The 17,623-nt window shown below is 66.7% G+C and carries 14 protein-coding genes and 1 tRNA gene; 4 read left to right on the forward strand and 11 right to left on the reverse strand.

Annotated features, from left to right (window positions below; genetic code table 11):
* Nucleotides 1-52 precede the first annotated feature (52 nt).
* Nucleotides 53-1,954, reverse strand: coding sequence for a threonine--tRNA ligase (gene thrS / locus Q0P60_RS19735; RefSeq protein ID WP_294997311.1), 1,902 nt, complete (start codon nt 1,952-1,954; stop codon nt 53-55).
* A gap of 428 nt (nt 1,955-2,382) precedes the next feature.
* On the opposite strand from thrS, the gene Q0P60_RS19740 reads away from it, so the two are divergent.
* Genes Q0P60_RS19740 through Q0P60_RS19750 form a run of 3 tightly spaced genes read left to right on the forward strand, consistent with a single transcriptional unit; the run spans nt 2,383 to nt 4,512 of the window.
* Nucleotides 2,383-2,679, forward strand: coding sequence for a hypothetical protein (locus Q0P60_RS19740; protein WP_294997312.1), 297 nt, complete (start codon nt 2,383-2,385; stop codon nt 2,677-2,679).
* Nucleotides 2,679-2,942 carry a hypothetical protein gene (locus Q0P60_RS19745; protein ID WP_294997313.1) on the forward strand — a complete coding sequence of 88 codons (264 nt, stop codon included), beginning with the start codon at nt 2,679-2,681 and terminating at the stop codon, nt 2,940-2,942. Before Q0P60_RS19740 ends, Q0P60_RS19745 begins: the two co-directional genes overlap by 1 nt.
* 10 nt (nt 2,943-2,952) lie before the next feature.
* The gene (locus tag Q0P60_RS19750) at nt 2,953-4,512 is read left to right on the forward strand and encodes a PepSY-associated TM helix domain-containing protein (RefSeq protein ID WP_294997314.1); all 1,560 of its coding nucleotides are present in this window, start codon (nt 2,953-2,955) and stop codon (nt 4,510-4,512) included.
* A 39-nt stretch (nt 4,513-4,551) separates the two neighbouring features.
* Here the strand turns inward: Q0P60_RS19750 and Q0P60_RS19755 are convergent, their stop codons facing one another.
* Together Q0P60_RS19755 and Q0P60_RS19760 are read right to left on the reverse strand one after the other, a co-directional pair.
* Nucleotides 4,552-4,944, reverse strand: coding sequence for a VOC family protein (locus Q0P60_RS19755; protein ID WP_294997323.1), 393 nt, complete (start codon nt 4,942-4,944; stop codon nt 4,552-4,554).
* Between the two features lie 76 nt (nt 4,945-5,020).
* The gene (locus Q0P60_RS19760; RefSeq protein ID WP_294997315.1) at nt 5,021-6,211 is read right to left on the reverse strand and encodes a glycoside hydrolase family 18 protein; all 1,191 of its coding nucleotides are present in this window, start codon (nt 6,209-6,211) and stop codon (nt 5,021-5,023) included.
* 215 nt (nt 6,212-6,426) lie between these two features.
* Between Q0P60_RS19760 and Q0P60_RS19765 the strand changes: the two genes are divergently transcribed.
* A complete protein-coding gene (locus tag Q0P60_RS19765; RefSeq protein ID WP_294997316.1) occupies nt 6,427-7,437 on the forward strand; it encodes a hypothetical protein in 1,011 nt (336 codons plus the stop codon).
* A 541-nt stretch (nt 7,438-7,978) separates the two neighbouring features.
* On the opposite strand, the gene pnp is transcribed toward Q0P60_RS19765, so the two are convergent.
* The 8 genes from pnp to Q0P60_RS19810 all read right to left on the reverse strand — a co-directional run bounded on the left by pnp (nt 7,979) and on the right by Q0P60_RS19810 (nt 17,487).
* On the reverse strand, nt 7,979-10,087 hold the full coding sequence (gene pnp, locus Q0P60_RS19775) for a polyribonucleotide nucleotidyltransferase (RefSeq protein WP_294997317.1): 2,109 nt from the start codon (nt 10,085-10,087) through the stop codon (nt 7,979-7,981).
* A gap of 151 nt (nt 10,088-10,238) precedes the next feature.
* Nucleotides 10,239-10,499: a 30S ribosomal protein S15 gene (gene rpsO / locus Q0P60_RS19780; protein WP_005410445.1), complete on the reverse strand. Its 261-nt coding sequence runs from the start codon at nt 10,497-10,499 to the stop codon at nt 10,239-10,241.
* A gap of 174 nt (nt 10,500-10,673) precedes the next feature.
* Nucleotides 10,674-11,582, reverse strand: coding sequence for a tRNA pseudouridine(55) synthase TruB (gene truB, locus Q0P60_RS19785; protein WP_294997318.1), 909 nt, complete (start codon nt 11,580-11,582; stop codon nt 10,674-10,676).
* 105 nt (nt 11,583-11,687) lie between these two features.
* A complete protein-coding gene (gene rbfA / locus Q0P60_RS19790; protein WP_005410447.1) occupies nt 11,688-12,071 on the reverse strand; it encodes a 30S ribosome-binding factor RbfA in 384 nt (127 codons plus the stop codon).
* A gap of 124 nt (nt 12,072-12,195) precedes the next feature.
* Entirely contained in the window at nt 12,196-14,847 is a 2,652-nt protein-coding gene (infB, locus tag Q0P60_RS19795) for a translation initiation factor IF-2 (protein WP_294997319.1), read from the reverse strand.
* A 92-nt stretch (nt 14,848-14,939) separates the two neighbouring features.
* Nucleotides 14,940-16,451: a transcription termination factor NusA gene (gene nusA, locus Q0P60_RS19800; protein ID WP_294997320.1), complete on the reverse strand. Its 1,512-nt coding sequence runs from the start codon at nt 16,449-16,451 to the stop codon at nt 14,940-14,942.
* Between the two features lie 4 nt (nt 16,452-16,455).
* Nucleotides 16,456-17,046 carry a ribosome maturation factor RimP gene (rimP, locus tag Q0P60_RS19805; RefSeq protein WP_294997321.1) on the reverse strand — a complete coding sequence of 197 codons (591 nt, stop codon included), beginning with the start codon at nt 17,044-17,046 and terminating at the stop codon, nt 16,456-16,458.
* A 364-nt stretch (nt 17,047-17,410) separates the two neighbouring features.
* Nucleotides 17,411-17,487 (reverse strand) — tRNA-Met (locus Q0P60_RS19810).
* Between the last annotated feature and the right edge of the window lie 136 nt (nt 17,488-17,623).

Consider the following 17,623-nt stretch of genomic DNA (forward strand, 5'->3'; position numbering starts at 1 on the left):
CCAAGGGTATCGAACCGGTCCGGGTGCCTGTGCGCCCGGACCGGACCTTTGCTTACGCGCCCTCGGCGTGGAGCCGCTCGATGAAGGCCTGCAGGCTCATGCTGCCCAGGTCTTCGCCAGAACGCGTACGCACCGCCACAGCCCCATTTTCCTTCTCGCGGTCGCCAATGACCAGCAGGTAGGGCACGCGCTGCAACGTATGCTCGCGGATTTTATAGCCGATCTTCTCGTTACGCAAATCCGAGCTGACGCGGAAGCCTTGCTCCGCAAGGGTTTTGGTCACGCCCGCGACGTACTCGGCCTGGGCGTCGGTGATGTTGGCCACCACCACCTGGGTCGGGGCCAGCCAGGCCGGGAACTGGCCGGCATGGTGCTCGATCAGGATGCCCAGGAAACGCTCCATCGAGCCGACGATGGCGCGGTGCAGCATGACCGGGTGCTTCTTCTGGCTGTTCTCGTCCACGTACTCGGCGCCGAGGCGGCCGGGCATCATGAAGTCGACCTGCATGGTGCCCAGCTGCCAGGTACGGCCGATGGCGTCCTTCAGGTGGTACTCGATCTTCGGGCCGTAGAACGCACCCTCGCCCGGCAGCTCCTGCCACTCCACCCCATTGCTGGACAGTGCCGAGCGCAGCGCGCCTTCGGCCTTGTCCCAGGTGGCGTCATCACCGAGGCGCGATTCCGGGCGCAGCGCGATCTTGACCTGGATCTCATCGAAGCCGAAGTGCTGGTAGACCGCCAGTGCCTGCTGGTGGAACGCGGTCACTTCCGCCTCGACCTGGTTTTCGGTGCAGAACACATGTCCGTCGTCCTGGGTGAAACCACGCACACGCAGGATGCCGTGCAGCGCGCCGGACGGCTCGTTGCGGTGGCAGGCACCGAACTCACCATAGCGGATCGGCAGGTCGCGGTAGCTGTGCAGGCCCTGGTTGAACACCTGCACGTGGCCTGGGCAGTTCATCGGCTTGAGCGCGTAGGTGCGCTTCTCCGATTCGGTGAAGAACATCGCGTCCTGATAGTTGTCCCAGTGGCCGGATTTCTGCCACAGGCTCACGTCCAGGATCTGCGGGCAGCGCACTTCGCCGTAGCCGGTCTTGCGGTAGACCTTGCGCATGTACTGCTCGACCACCTGCCACAGCGCCCAGCCCTTGGGGTGCCAGAACACCAGGCCCGGCGCCTCTTCCTGCAGGTGGAACAGGTCCTGCTGCTTGCCGATGCGGCGGTGGTCGCGCATTTCAGCTTCTTCGATGCGCTTGATGTACGCCTCGAGCTGCTTCTTGTCGGCCCAGGCGGTGCCGTAGATGCGCTGCAGCTGCTCGTTCTGCGCGTCGCCGCGCCAGTAGGCGCCGGAGATGCGGGTCAGCTTGAAGGCCTTCAGGAAGCGCGTGTTCGGCACGTGCGGGCCACGGCACATGTCCACGTATTCCTGGTGGTAGTACATGCCCATCGCCTGGATGTCGTCGGACATGTCCTCGATCAGGCGCAGCTTGTAGTCCTCGCCACGGGCCTTGAAGATCTCGATCACTTCGGCGCGCGGCGTCATCTTCTTGATGACGTCGTAGTCCTGGGCGATCAGCTCGCCCATGCGCTTCTCGATCGCGGCCATGTCGTCCGGGGTGAACGGGCGCTCGGAGTAGATGTCGTAGTAGAAGCCCTCGGCGATCACCGGGCCGATCACCATCTTCACGTCCGGGTACAGCTGCTTGACGGCGTGGCCGACCAGGTGGGCGCAGGAGTGGCGGATGATCTCCACGCCCTCCTCGTCCTTGGCGGTGATGATGCGCAGGCTGGCATCGTGGTCGATGACATCGCTGGCATCGACCAGCACGCCGTCCACGGCACCGGCGATGGTGGCCTTGGCCAGGCCGGCGCCGATCGACTGGGCAACGTCCATGACGCTGACGGGGTTTTCGAATTCGCGGCGGCTGCCGTCGGGAAGAGTAATGTTGATCATCGCAGTGGCTTCGTGCGGGGCCCGCGGGGCGGGCTGGAAAGCGGTTCCGGGGCGGCGCCCGGGCAATAAAAAAGCGCCGCGAGGGCGCCTGCAATACAGGGCCTTCGGGGGCGGGTCAACCGTGGGCGGTGGTAGTGCTCATGTCGCACGCTCGGCCGGCGCTGGGCGCGGGCCACCTTGTTCCAGCAGGGATTCCACGACGATCTTAAACCAGCGCACCGGAAAGCCCAAGGGCTGCCGTACGGTCCGCTGAATGGGTCTCGCTGGCGGCGTGAAATCGCAGTGATTACCATGTCGGCGCAGATCGCCCCGTGCTGGCCTGCCTGCTTCCCCCAGGACCCCGTGATGCGCCACCCGCTCCGACCGGCTCCCGCCGGCCCCGCCCGTGCTCCGCGTTCGCCGGCCCGCCACTGCGCCGGCCGCCCGCGATGATCACCGTCGGCCTTTCCACGCTCGGCTTCTGCAGCCTGGGCATGCTGGCGGCGATGTTCTCGGCGCTGGCCTTCTATGCCGCCTCGCCGCATTGCCGCTGGCCGCGCCTGCGCCGTGCCGGCCGCCTGGGCCGGCAGATCGGCCTGGTCGCCGCTGCCGCGGCGCTGTGGCTGTGGATGGCCGAACTCGGTTTCGCCGCTGGCCTGGTGGCGATGCTGTGCACCTGGATGCTGGCGGCGATGCTGCTGCCCGCCCTGGCGGCCTGGCACCGTCCCGGCACGGAGTCGACCTGATGTGGGCGCGCGCCCTTGCCGGCATCGTGGCCGGCTTCCTGCTGGCCGCGGCCGCGACCGGCTGGGTGGCCTGGCTGCCGCCCGGCCCGTGGCAGAACGCCCTGGTACCCAGCCTGATTGCCTTCATCCCGCTATGGATGCTGGCTGCACTGTGGGCGTTCAGCTTCCGCAGCGCGCTGCGCGCCTGGCTGCTGCTGGGTGGCTGCGCCGCCGCCGGCTTCGCCGTGCTGGGGCTGCTGCGCCTGGCCGGCGCCGTGCAATGAGACCCACGCCATGAAATTCAGCTCGCAGACCCTGCGCACGTTCACCACCCTGCATACCTGGGTCGGCCTGGTCGCCGGCTTCGGCCTGTTCGTGGCGTTCTACGCCGGTGCGCTGACCCTGTTCCACCACGACCTGCCGCTGTGGCAGACGCCGGGGGCGGCCAGCGCACTTCCGGCTGGCCTGGACGATACCCAGTACCTGCTGGAGGACGTGCTGGCCGCGCACCCGGAAGCGCGCCGCCACGTTGGCATGACCTTCCCCGGCAGCGAGCACCCGCAGCCGCTGGCCTACTGGCAGGCAGACGATGGCAGCTGGCGCTATGCGTGGCCGGGCCAGATCGCCGGCAGCCCCACGCCGCCGCAGACCGGGCTGGCCGAACTGGTCAACCAGCTGCACTACAGCCTCGGCTTGCCGGTCGCCGGCATCTATGTGATGGGCGTGGTCAGCCTGCTGTACGGCATGGCACTGCTCAGCGGCCTGGTGATCCATCTGCCGAAGCTGTTCGGCGACCTGTTCGCGCTGCGTCCCGGGCGCAACCTGAAGCAACTGTGGCAGGACGCGCACAACGTGATCGGCGTGCTCAGTCTGCCCTTCCACCTGATGTTCGCGGTGACCGGTGCCCTGCTCTGCCTGGTGTTCGTGCAGATGGCCCTGCTCAATCCGCTGATCTACGACGGCAAGGCCCTGCAGGCGGTGCCGACGGCGATGGACACCGCGCCCGTGCGTGACGCCAGCGGCATCCCGGCAGCGCCGGGCAGCCTGCGCGTGCTGCATGCGCGCGCACTGGAAGTGGCCCGCGCGCAGGGCGTGGCCAACTTCGAGCCGGCCTACCTGAAGCTGGCCAATGCCGGCGATGCCAACGCCACCATCGAGATCACCGGCGAATCCACCGGCACGCTGGGCCCGCTCGGTGCCGTGGCGCTGGACGTGGCCACCGGCAGCGTACTCGCCTCCCAGCTGCCGGGGCAGCGCGACGCCAACCACGCCACGCTCAGCGCAGCCTATGCCCTGCACTTCGGCGAGTTCGGCAATGGCGTGGTGGTCTGGCTGTATTTCCTGCTCGGCCTCGGCGGTGCCTTCCTGTTCTACTCCGGCAACCTGCTCTGGATCGAATCGCGGCGCAAGCGTCGCCAGCCGCAGCAGCCGCGCGCCGGGGTGAACATGGCGCGGGCCACGGTCGGCGTCTGCATCGGCCTGTGCGTGGCGATCTCGGTCGCGTTCGTCACCGCGCTGGTGCTGGAGCGGCTGGCGCCGTCCGCCGTCGACCACGGCATCCGCTGGGCCTGCTTCGGCAGCTGGGCCGCCTGCGCGCTGTGGGCGGCGCTGCGCCGCCCTGCGCAGGCGGCACGCGAACTGCTCTGGGCGGCCTCCCTCAGCACCGCACTGGTGCCGGTCCTGCATGGCGCGCTCAATGGTGACTGGCTGTGGCGCGCGGCGGCACGCGGTCACTGGCCGCTGTTCTGGGTCGATGCGATCGCGCTGGCCATGGCGTTCGGCTTCGCCCGCCTGGCAGTGGCCAGCCAGCGCCGCGCCCGCAACGGCGATCGCAACAGCGTCTGGGCCGATTGAACCGGCGCCGGGCCCTGCCCGGTGCTGGCGCCCTTGTGGCTACGCCCCATCTTCCGGGTAGCGACTGACTTCGATCAGATTGCCATCCGGATCGCGGAAATACACCGATTCGATCGACCCCAGCGCCCCCGTGCGGGCGACCGGCCCCTCCTCCACGGTGACCCCCTCTGCCTGCAGGTGCGCCAGCACGCCGGTCATTGCCGTGCGTGTGACCAGGCACAGATCGGCACTGCCCGGCGTCGGCCGCAGCGCGTGCGGCTGCAGCGGGGCGCTGGCCGGGTGCAGGTTGATCTTCTGCTGGCCGAACTGCAGCGCGGTACGGCCGGCACCGAAGTGCACGACCTGCATGCCGAGCACGCGCTGGTAGAAAGCACAGCTGCGTTCGATGTCGGCGACGGTGAGGACCAGATGGTCCAGGCGTTCGAGATGGATCATGCCCGCAGCGTAGCGCTGCGGGCGTGGCCGCGGTGTGCGGGGTCAGGCCAATGGCATTGCCGCAGTGCGCAGCTCAATCGCCGATGCGGGCCTTCTGCCATGGGCCGAGCATGGCGTTGAGCAGGCTGGCCTGTTCGTCGTCACCGGTCAGCTCCCACATGAAGACCCCGGCCAGGCCCTGCTCACGGGCGAACTGTGCACGCAGCCCGATCGAGCGCGGATCTTCATAGCTGATGAAGATCTTCTGCTCCGGGTTGTACAGCCACGGGCTCTGCGCCTGCGCTTGCCAGTGCCGGGTCCAGCCCGGCTGGTCCAGGTAGCGCGCCTTGATCACCCGCCAGTCACCGGCATCGGCCGGCGCGCTGTAGGCCTGGTACAGCCCATCGGCGGCATCACCGGTGACCTTGAAGCCGCGCCCGTAGAACGGTACGCCCAGTACCAGCTTGTGGGCGGGTACACCGTGTTCGCGGTAGTACTGCACCGCGCCGGCCACGTTGTTCCAGCGCCGCAGTTCCGGCGCCAGCGGGTCGGCCGCCACCTCGTGCAGCGGTGCATTGAAGGTCGACACCGCGGAGAAGCCGGTGCCCATGTCATAGCTCATCAGGTTGATGAAATCGAACACCCTGGCCAGCGCCGGCAGGTCGTAGCTCGCGGCGGGATCGTAGGGACCATCGGTCTGCAGGCGTCCGGCGGCCAGTGCGGCGGTCAGCAGCATCGGCTGACCGGCCCTGCGCCCGCGCGCATCGAGCGCCACGCGGAAGGCCTGCGCGAGCCGGGTCAGGTTGGCGCGATCCTGCGGGCGATGCGCCAGCTCCTTCGGCCCGCCACTGACCGGGAACTCCCAGTCGATGTCCACGCCATCGAAGCTGCCGGCATGGCGCTCGAAGAACAGGGCCATGCACGAATCGACCAGGCGCTTGCGGCTGGCCTCGGTCAGCGCCGCATCGGAGAACCCGCCCGCGCCCCAGCCGCCGATCGAAATCAGCGTGCGCAGATGCGGGTGCGCCTTCTTCAGTTCAGCCAGTGCCGCGAAGTTGGCCGGTGCTTCCGCACCGATCGTGCAGCGGCCATCCTCGATGGTGGAGAACGCGTAGAACAGATGGGTCAGGCGCTCGGCCGGAATGCTCGACACCGGATAGCGCTCGGCCGAGCCGCCGGGGTAGTAGGCGCCGAAGATCGGCGGCTGCGCGGGCGCGGCTTGCGCAGCGATGGGCAGGGCACCGGCAATCAGCACGGCAAGGACAGCCACGGTCTGGCGCAACATGGGATCTCCCGGTTCGAAGGCGCAGCCACGTTAGCAAACCGGGACGCCGCTGAAGCGGTTGTCGCCGCATGTCGTCCTGCGGACAGGCACGTCCCCGCAGATGACGACAACGAAGCGGTCATCCGCCTCGCGTCATGCGTTGCAGCAGGACATGCGCCGACGCAACCTGACTGGCTGCGGCATCGGCTAAGGTAGCCACGGATCTTCAACCGCGCATGGACATGAGTACCGACCACGACACCTTCGACAACGGCGCGCTGCCGGATGACGCAACCCACGACCCGCGCCAGGCACTGGAAGCACGTGCCTACACCGCCTTCGACGACGGCGACCTGGCGCAGGCGGCGCTGCTGTTCGGCGAACTGATCGCCATCGCGCCCGGCGTGGCCTACCTGCATTACATGCGCGGACTGGCGCACAAGTACCTGCGTGACTGGCCGGCCTCGCTGCAGGACAACCTGCAGTCGCAGACATTGCGCGACGACTTTGATCAGGGCTCGGCATGGAACGCGGGCATCGCCGCCACCGGTGCAGGCGACTGGGCCGAGGCGCGTCGGCAGTGGAAGCGCTGCGGCATCGCCCTGCCCGGCGAGGACGGCCCGATCGAGGGTGACTACGGCGTGGCCTGCATCCGCCTCAATCCCTGGTCCAGCGCCGAGACGGTCTACATGCGCCGCATCGATCCAGTGCGTGCACGGATCGACAACGTGCCGCTGCCGGAGAGCGGCTACCGCTTCGGCGATATCGTGCTGCATGACGGCGCTGCAACCGGGCACCGCGCCTACGGCGAGCATGAGGTGCCGGTGTTCAATGCAATGCAGCGCCTGCAACCGTCGGACATGGCCACCTTCACCGTGTTCGTGCAGTGCGACTCGGCCGATGATATCGATGCCCTGCGCCGGCTGACCCTGCCCGGCATCGGCCTGGTCGAGGACTGGACCGCGACGGTTCGCACGCTGTGCCGACGCTGCTGCTATGGCACGCCGCACCAGCACGCTGACGCGGAAACCCGCGAGGACGACTGGGATCGCGAACGTGACCTCGGCGTGGCCGCACAGGGCCGCGCCGCCGTCGAGAAGTTGATGGCGGCCTGGGTGGCTGCGGCTCCTGGCCGCGCACTGGAAGCCATCGAGCAGCGCGAGCAGCCGTTGAGTGATCCGGAACCGGGCCAGGTCTGGTGGCTGGGCGAGGAGGAAGAAGAAGAAGAGGAACAAGACGACCGGTAAGGTCGAGCATGCTCGGCGTTGACGATGCCATCAGGGGCGCGCTCCAAAGGAGCGTGCCCAACAGGGTCGCCCACTGCCGGGCCGAAGAGCCTTGTAGCGCAAGGTCTTCAGAATTCTTCAGACGCGTTGCCAGCACTTCAGCCGTGTTCGTGGCCCACTCGGGCTCCCCTTCGATGGAGCCCGATGATGTATTCAATCCTGCGCGCCCTGGCCCTGCTCTGCGCTGCATGTGCCCTGCCCTTAGGCGCCCGCGCCCCCCCCCGCCTGATCCGAGCCGCCTGGAGGCGCTGGAGCGGGCCATCGCCAGTAATGAGCTCTAGCAGATCCGCAGCGTGCTCCTGCAGGTCGATGGCCGGGTCGTCTACGAGAGCTACTTCAACGGTGCCGACGCAGAGACGCTGCACGACGTGCGCTCGGCCAGCAAGAGCGTGACCGCGCTGCTGGTCGGCGCCGCCACCGGATCACAGGCAAAGAAAAAGCGGGCCGAAGCCCGCTTTTTCATTGGCGAAAGCGTGAGGACCAACGGTCCTCACCCACCGAATTACTCGGCGCTGGCGCCTTCGCCTTCTTCCACGGCCTTCATCGACAGGCGGATACGGCCCTGCTTGTCGACTTCCAGCACCTTGACCTTGACCACATCGCCTTCCTTCAGCTTGTCGCCGACCTTCTCGACGCGCTCGCTGGAGATCTGCGAGACGTGGACCAGACCGTCCTTGCCCGGCAGGATGGTGACGAACGCACCGAAGTCCATGATCTTGGCGACCTTGCCTTCGTAGATACGGCCCGGCTCGACGTCCGAGGTGATCTGCTCGATGCGGGCCTTGGCGGCCTGCGCAGCGATCGCATTGACCGAGGCGATGACGATGGTGCCGTCATCCTGGATGTCGATCTGGGTGCCGGTTTCCTTGGTGATGGCCTGGATGGTGGAACCACCCTTGCCGATCACTTCGCGGATCTTGTCCGGGTGGATCTTGATGGTCAGCAGGCGCGGCGCGTAGTCCGACAGCTCTTCACGCGGAGCGGTCAGGCCGTGGGCCATTTCGCCCAGGATGTGCAGACGGCCAGCCTTGGCCTGCTGCAGGGCCTGCTTCATGATCTCTTCGGTGATGCCTTCGATCTTGATGTCCATCTGCAGGGCGGAGATGCCCTCAGCGGTACCGGCCACCTTGAAGTCCATGTCGCCCAGGTGATCTTCGTCACCCAGGATGTCGGACAGGACGACGAAGCGCTCGCCTTCCTTGACCAGGCCCATGGCGATACCGGCCACCGGCGCCTTCACCGGCACGCCGGCGTCCATCAGGGCCAGCGACGAGCCGCAGACCGACGCCATCGACGAGGAGCCGTTCGACTCGGTGATTTCCGAGACGACACGGATGGTGTACGGGAAGGCTTCCAGCGACGGCATGACAGCCAGCACGCCGCGCTTGGCCAGGCGGCCGTGGCCGATTTCGCGGCGCTTCGGGCCCATCATGCGACCGCACTCACCCACCGAGAACGGAGGGAAGTTGTAGTGGAACAGGAAGTTTTCCTTGTACTCACCGGCAACGGCATCGATGACCTGGCCGTCACGGGCGGTGCCCAGGGTGATGGTCACGATGGCCTGGGTTTCACCGCGGGTGAACAGCGAGGAACCGTGGGTACGCGGCAGCACGCCAGTCTTCACCGCGATCGGGCGGACGGTGTCCAGCGCACGGCCGTCGATACGGACCTTGGTGTCCAGCACCGAGTCACGCATGGTGCGGTATTCCAGCTCGCCGAATTCCTTCGACAGCTCGGCCGGGTTCCAGCCTTCGGCGGCGACGCGGCCAGCCAGGGCTTCGACCACGTCCTTCTTGATCGCCGAGATGGCGTCACGGCGCTGCAGCTTGTCGCGCACCTGGAAGGCTTCGCCCAGGCGCGGGCCGATGGCTTCCTTCAGCGCGGAGATCAGCGCGTCGTTCTTGGCCGGGGCTTCCCAGGTCGACGGCTTGGTGCCGGCTTCAACGGTCAGTTCGTTGATCGCGTTGATGACCTTCTGCATTTCGCGGTGACCGAAGGTCACGGCGCCCAGCATCACTTCTTCCGACAGCAGCGCGGCTTCGGACTCGACCATCAGCACGGCGTTGGAGGTACCGGCGACGACCAGTTCCAGCTGCGAATCGGCCAGCTCGCTGACGGTCGGGTTCAGGATGTACTCGCCGTTCTTGTAACCGACCTTGGCAGCGCCGATCGGACCCATGAACGGGGTGCCGGCCAGGGCCAGCGCAGCCGAAGCACCGATCAGGGCCGGGATGTCACCGTCCACGTCCGGGTTCAGCGACATCACCGTGGCGATGATCTGCACTTCGTTCTTGTAGTCTTCCGGGAACAGCGGGCGGATCGGACGGTCGATCAGGCGCGAGATCAGCGTTTCCTTCTCGGTCGCACGGCCTTCACGCTTGAAGAAACCACCCGGGATGCGGCCGCCGGCGTAGAACTTTTCCTGATAATCGACGGTCAGCGGGAAGAAGTCCTGGCCTTCGCGCGCGCTCTTGGCGGCGACGGCGGTGACCAGCAGTACGGTGTCGTCCATCTTGACGATGACGGCACCGCTGGCCTGACGGGCGACTTCGCCGGTCTCAAGCGTGACGGTGTGCTTGCCGTACTGGAAGGTTTTGGTGATTTTTGCCACGGAGGGTGTCCTTGGGGATGCTGTCTGCGAATTTGGACCGTCGGCGACCCTTGCCGCCAGCGGGTGGCCGGATCGTTCCGGCCTGAATCGGGGATTGCGGTGCTACAAAACAAAACCGCGGCGCATCGCTGCGCCGCGGGGGATTCGTTGCTTAGCGACGCAGGCCAAGCTTCTCGATCAGGGCCTTGTAACGCTCGACGTCCTTCTTCTTCAGGTAGTCGAGCAGGCTGCGACGGCGGTTGACCATCTGCAGCAGGCCGCGGCGGCTGTGGTGGTCCTTCTTGTGGGTCTTGAAGTGGCCGGTCAGCAGCTCGATGCGGGCGGTCAGCAGGGCCACCTGGACTTCCGGGGAGCCGGTGTCAGCCGAGCTGCGCTTGTTGTCTTCAATGACCTTCTGGGTGTCGATCGACATTTTCTTTTTTCTCTGTGATGCGTGGCCGGCAGGAACGCGCTTCGCGCACCGCCAGGCTCGCCGTGGACTACGAGGATGAAACCTGCGCGAAGCAGGCTGCCGGAAAACGGCCGCGAAATTGTAACGGTCGGGGGCTTCCGGGACAAGGACCGGGGCTGAACCGGCAGGCCGCGGTCAGAGGTTGAACCGGCGCTGCGGGGCCAGCAGGCCACTCTCATCGACCTGGCCCAGGCCCTGGACAGCAGCGTCCGGGCCGTACACGGCCACCAGCCCGCGCGGCCAGGTGACATCGCGCTGTCGCTGGCCGACACAGAAGCGGTGGGCCTGGTCGGCGTCGAGGTCGACCCGCGGGTATTCAGCCAGGCCGGCCGCCAGCGGCAGCAGCAACGCGTCCATGCCCGCCTCGTCGCCCGCTTCGACCATCACCCGCAGCTGGTCCAGGCTGACCATCGCCGGTTCCCGGAACGGCTCGACCCAGAGCCGGCGCAGCGCGCTGATGTGAGCACCACAGCCCAGTGCCTCGCCCAGGTCACGGGCCAGGCTGCGGATGTAGGTACCCGAGCCACAGGTCACGCGCAGGCGCAGGCGCTCCGGCTGCTGCTCCAGCACCTCGATCGCGTGCACCTGCACCTCGCGCTCCGGCGCTTCGATGACATCGCCGCGGCGGGCCTTCACATACAGCGGCTCACCGCCCTGCTTCAGCGCCGAATAGATCGGGGCGCGCTGGCGGATGCTACCGGTCAACGGCACCAGCGCGGCCTGCAGGGCCTCGGCGCTGATCGCCGGTACCGGGCGCTGCAGCAGCACCTGGCCTTCGGCATCGTCGGTATCGGTGGTCTGGCCGAGCACGATCTCGGCGTCGTAGGCCTTGGCTGAACCGAGCAGCAGGCCGGCGATCTTGGTGGCCTCGCCGAAGCACAGCGGCAGCAGGCCGGTGGCCAGCGGATCGAGGCTGCCGGTGTGGCCGCCCTTCTCGGCGCGGAACAGGCGGCGCGCCACCTGCAGGGCGGCGTTGGAGCTCATGCCGGTCGACTTGTCGAGCAGCAGGATGCCATCCAGGCGGCGGAACTGAATTCGGGTCATGACATGAGGGTGTTGAGCTGGTCCATGCCCGGCTGGCGCAGCACGGCCTGCATCAGGCCGCGCATTGCCGGAATGGAAAGACGCCGGGCATGGCCCGGCGCAACCTTATTCTTCGTCGCTCTCGCGACGCTTCTCCGCGGCCAGCGTATCGGGCAGGTCGCGCAGGATGTTGTCGATGTGCTCACCACGATCGACCGAGTCGTCGTAGTGGAAATGCAGCTCGGGCACGTGGCGCAGCTTCATCGCACGCGCCAGGTCCATGCGCAGGCGGTAGCCCAGCTCCTTCAGGCCGGCCACGGCTTCAGCCGAACGCTCCGGCATCAGCGCGGTGACGAACACCTTGGCGTGGGCCATGTCGCGGGTGATTTCCACGTCGGACACGCTCACCGAGGGCAACCCGTGCTCGCGCACGGCGTTGTGCACCAGGGTGCCGAGTTCACGGCGCAGCTGGGCGGAGACACGGTCGGTTCGATGGAAAGTCTTGGGCACGCGGTCGGGCTCTCGATTTGAATGTGACCCGACCAGGGTCGGGTCCTACCAGGAGGAGCGGCCCGACCAAGGCCGGGCCCCACCAGGGGGCGGACCGGCCCGTGAGGGCCGGCCCGGTACAGCATTACAGGGTGCGCGGCACTTCGATACGCTCGAAGCACTCGATCTGGTCGCCCGGCTTGACGTCGTTGTAGGCCTTCACCGCGATACCGCATTCGGTACCGTTGCGGACTTCCTCAACGTTTTCCTTGAAGCGACGCAGCGATTCCAGCTCGCCTTCGAAGATCACCACGCTGTCGCGCAGAACGCGGATCGGCTTGTTGCGCTTGACCACGCCCTCGATGACCATCGAACCGGCGACGGCGCCCAGCTTGGAGCTGCGGAAGACGTCGCGGACCTCGGCGATACCGATGATCTCTTCGCGGATCTCCACGCCCAGCAGACCGGAAGCCACCTGCTTCACCTGGTCGATCACGTCATAGATGATCGAGAAGTAACGCAGGTCGACGCCATTGGACTCGATGATGCGACGGGCCGAAGCATCCGCGCGCACGTTGAAGCCGATGACGGTGGCCTTCGAAGCTGCCGCCGAGTTGGCGTCCGATTCGGTGATGCCGCCCACGCCGGAGTGGATCACGTTGATGCGGATGTCTTCGTTGGACAGCGCGACCAGGGCCTGGCTCAGGGCCTGCACTGAACCCTGCACGTCGGCCTTGATGACCAGGTTGAGGACCTGCTGGCCCTCGCCCTTGCCCAGGGTCGCCATGATGTCTTCCATGCGGCTGCCAGCGGTAGCGACCAGGCGCGATTCACGGCGCTTGGTCTCACGCTGCTGGGCAACGTCCTTGGCCAGGCGCTCGTCCTCGACGACCACGAAGTCGTCACCGGCTTCCGGCACGCCGGACAGGCCCAGGACCTGCACCGGGATGGACGGACCGGCGAACTCCGGCTGCTTGCCGGTTTCGTCGAACAGCGCACGCACGCGGCCGTACTGGATGCCGCACACCAGGTAGTCGCCCTTCTTCAGGCGGCCCTGCTGCACCAGCACCGTCGCGACCGGGCCGCGGCCCTTGTCCAGCGACGATTCGATCACCACGCCCGAGGCGCGGCCTTCGTCGACCGCCTTCAGTTCCAGCAGTTCGGCCTGGATGGAGATGGCATCCAGCAGGTCGTCGACGCCCAGGCCGGTCTTGGCCGAGATCTCCACCATCTGGGTGTCACCACCGAAGTCTTCGGCCACGACCTGCTCGGACAGCAGTTCGTTCTTGACCCGCATCGGATCGGCGTCGGACTTGTCGATCTTGTTGATCGCCACGATCAGCGGCACACCCGCCGAACGGGCGTGCTGGATCGCTTCCTTGGTCTGCGGCATGACGCCGTCATCGGCGGCCACCACCAGCACCACGATATCGGTCAGCTTGGCGCCGCGGGCGCGCATCGAGGTGAATGCCGCGTGGCCCGGGGTATCCAGGAAGCTGATCACGCCCTTCGGCGTATCCACGTGGTAGGCACCGATATGCTGGGTGATGCCGCCGGCTTCGCCGGTAGCAACCTTGGTGCGGCGGATGTAATCCAGCAGCGAGGTCTTGCCGTGGTCGACATGGCCCATGATGGTGACAACCGGCGGACGCTGGGTGGCTTCGCCCTGGTTTTCACCGGTCGAGGCCAGCAGTGCGTCTTCAGCGTCGTTGTCATTGGCACGGATCGCCTTGTGGCCGAGTTCCTCGGTCACCAGCGCGGCGGTGTCATGGTCGATGGACTGGGTGATGGTGGCCATCACGCCCATCTTGAACAGCGCCTTCACCACCTCGCCGCCCTTCAGCGCGAGCTTCTGCGCCAGGTCGGCCACGGTGATCGTGTCGCCGATCGCCACTTCACGCACCACCGGTGCGGTCGGACGTTCGAAGGCATGCGGACCCGCGTTGTTGCCACCACGCGACATGTCGCGACGGCCACCGCTCTGGTTGCGGCCGCCCGGACGACCACGGGTGTTGCTGTTGTTGCTGTTGCCACGACGCGCACGGTCGGCAGCCGACAGATGCATCTGGCCGGCGAAGCGATCGCCCGGGCCACGCTCGTTGCGCGGCGCGCTGCGGTTGTTGCGGTCGTCGCTGCGCGGCGGCGGCGGCGGAGCACCACGCGGCGCAGCCGGGGCTGCAGCCGGGGCGCGCGGCGGGCGCGGCGCGGTTTCGTCGATCGGAGCGCGAACCTTCGGCTTGCTGGCGGCCAGCGCCTCGGCAGCCTTGGCGGCAGCCGCGGCTTCCTCGGCGGCCTTCTTTTCGGCCTCTGCGCGTTCCTTGGCAGCCACCTCTTCCTCACGGGCACGGACGATGGCTTCGTCGCGCAGACGATCCTTCTCGGCCAGTGCCTGCTGTTCGGCGAGGTTACGGGCACGCGACTCTTCCAGCTTGCGCAGGATGTCGGCGCGCTCTTCGTCCGGCGTCATGGCGCGAGCACCATCCTTGACGTAGGTGCGCTTCTGGCGCACCTCGACATTCACGGTCGTCTTGCTGCGACCGGAACTGACCGTCACTTCCTGCTGTTTCCGGCGATTGAGCGTGATCTTCTTTGCAGACTGATCAGTCTCTTCCGGGGCCTGCTCGGGCTTGCCGTGCGAACGACGAAGGAAGCCCAGGAGCTTCACCTTCTCGGTACTGGTCACGACCTGGTCGGGACCGCTGAACTTCATGCCGGCACCGGCCAGCTGTTCCAGCAGTTTTTCGACCGGCGTGTTGACCAGTTCGGCAAGCTTGCGGATGGTGGTTTGCTGCGACATTCGGATCCTATGATCTTGTGGGCGCCCCCCCGCATCTGGAGGTGGCGCGGATTCTACGCCCTGAGCGGCTCAGGGCCCTGTTCATTGCCGGCTCATTCGCCGCGTTCCAGTCGGGCGATCTCCTCGGCACGCGCGGCCAGGATCAGCGCCGCAGCGCGCTCCTGGTCCAGCCCTTCAATGCCGAAGTCCATGACCTCGTCGGCGGCCAGGTCGGACAGATCCTCGCTGGTACGCACGCCGTGGCCGGCCAGCGCATACGCGGTGGCTTCGTCCATGCCCTTCAGGGACAGCAGGTCCTGCGCCGGCTGGCCGTCTTCAAGGCCTTCCTCGACTGCCAGGGCCTCATTGAGCAGCGCATCGCGGGCACGAGCGCGCAGCTCTTCGACGATGTCTTCGTCGAAACCTTCCACGGCCAGCAGTTCGCCGACCGGGACATATGCGATTTCCTCGACGGTACCGAAGCCTTCGCTGACCAGGATGCCGGCGATCTCTTCGTCCACTTCCAGCTTGTCCATGAACAGCTGGCGGGCCGAAGCCTGCTCGGCTTCCGACTTGGCGGTGACCTGGTCCTGGGTCATCACGTTGAGCTGCCAGCCGGTCAGGCGGCTGGCCAGGCGCACGTTCTGGCCACCCTTGCCGATCGCCTGGGCCAGGCGGTCTTCGGCGACGGCCAGGTCCATCGAGTGCTTGTCTTCATCGACGATGATCGACTGCACTTCGGCCGGTGCCATCGCGTTGATGACGAAGTTGGCCGGGTTGTCGTTCCACAGCACGATGTCCACGCGCTCGCCATTGAGCTCGTTGGACACCGCCTGCACGCGCGAACCGCGCATGCCGATGCAGGCACCGATCGGATCGGTACGCTGGTCGTGGGCCAGCACGGCGATCTTGGCGCGGTCGCCCGGATCGCGGGCACAGGCCTTGATCTCGACCAGGCCCTGGCCGACTTCCGGCACTTCCAGCTTGAACAGCTCGATCATGAATTCCGGCGCGGCGCGGCTGATGAACAGCTGCGGGCCACGCGGTTCCGAACGTACTTCGGCCAGGTAGCCGCGCACGCGGTCGCCGGCGCGCAGCACGTCGCGCGGAATGCCCTTGTCCTTCGGGATGAAGCCTTCGGCGTTGCCACCGAGGTCAACGTAGATGTTGCCGCGCTCGGCACGCTTGACCACACCGGTGATCAGTTCGCCGACGCGATCCTTCCAGGCATCCACGACCTGCTGGCGCTCGGCTTCGCGCACACGCTGGACGATGACCTGCTTGGCAGCCTGGGCGGCAATGCGGCCGAAATCCGGGTTCTCGATCTGCTCTTCGATGTAGTCGCCGACGTCGACGCCTTCGGCTTCATCGACGGCGTCCATCAGGCGGATCTGGCGGTCCGGCGATTCCATGACCACGTCATCGGCCACCACTTCCCAGCGGCGGAAGGTTTCGTAGCTGCCATCCTTGTGGTCGATGACCACGCGGGTCAGCACTTCCTCGTCGGGATAGCGCTTCTTCGCCGCCGAGGCCAGCGCGGCCTCGATCGCATCGAAGATCACTTCACGCGGCACGCCCTTCTCGTTGGCGACCGCGTCGACTACCAGCAACAGTTCCTTGCTCATTGGCTCACTCCGCGCGCGGCTTCTTTGCCGCCGGCTCGTTGGAAGAAGAATTCGTGTTCGGCTTCGGACGCTTCGGTGCCGGACCGGTCGGCTTGCTCGGGGCCAGCCCCAGCGCCACCCAGTCGGGCATGATCCGTGCCTTGTCGATGTTGTCGGCCGACACGACCACCTCGGCCTTGTCGACGATGAAGGTGATGGTGCCCGCGGCCTCGTCGGTGGACTCGATGCGGCCCTGCAGGCGACGACGATTGTCCTGCGGCAGCTTCAGCGTAACCTTGGCCGATTCACCCTGGTGGCGAGCGAACTGCTCCAGGTTGAACAGCGGGCGGTCCACGCCCGGCGAGGACACTTCCAGCGTGTAGTTGCCGCTGATCGGGTCCTCGACGTCCAGCTGCGCCGACACTTCGCGGCTGACCCGCTCGCAGTCGTCGACATTGATGATGCGCTCGGGCTGCTCAGCCAGCGGCACGTCGATGTAAAGGCGCAGGGTCGCACCGCCGGGGGCCGGCAGATACTCAACGCCCAGCAGCTCCAGGCCCAGCGACACAACGGTCGGGGCGAGCAGATTCGCGATGTCGGTTGCCTTGTCGCTCACAGCCTGCCTTGATCTCTTGGTTGGGTGCCGGCCTTGGCCAGCGTGAAAACATGACGCCCCGGAAACGACAAAGGGCCCGTTGGGCCCCTTTTCCGGAAAGACTCCGGTGACTGGATTCCGGTTGCAACCTGCATTGCCTGCCGGTTGCGGCCCTCCTTCCGGGTCCGGACTCCCGCTGGGAGGCCGCCTTCAGGGGTACTGCTAGGCCGCTGATGATAGCGGCTGCACCGCGCTGGTGCAAGGTGCGACCGGGGGTCAGATCCCTTTCCACGACAAAAGGGACCTGGCCCAAAGCACGCGGAAACGACGCAGACCGCAAAGAAAAACGCCTTCGAAGCAGGACTTCGAAGGCGCATTCTTTACTTGGTAGCGGGGGCAGGATTTGAACCTGCGACCTTCGGGTTATGAGCCCGACGAGCTGCCAGACTGCTCCACCCCGCATCAGAAGCGGAATTATGAGCGATGGCTTCAAAACTTGCAAGCCCTCCCTCATTCATCAAACCGGTTGGCGCCGATATGACGTTGGTAGCGGGGGCAGGATTTGAACCTGCGACCTTCGGGTTATGAGCCCGACGAG

The organism is uncultured Stenotrophomonas sp. (assembly GCF_945952405.1).
Taxonomy (GTDB): Bacteria; Pseudomonadota; Gammaproteobacteria; order Xanthomonadales; family Xanthomonadaceae; genus Stenotrophomonas.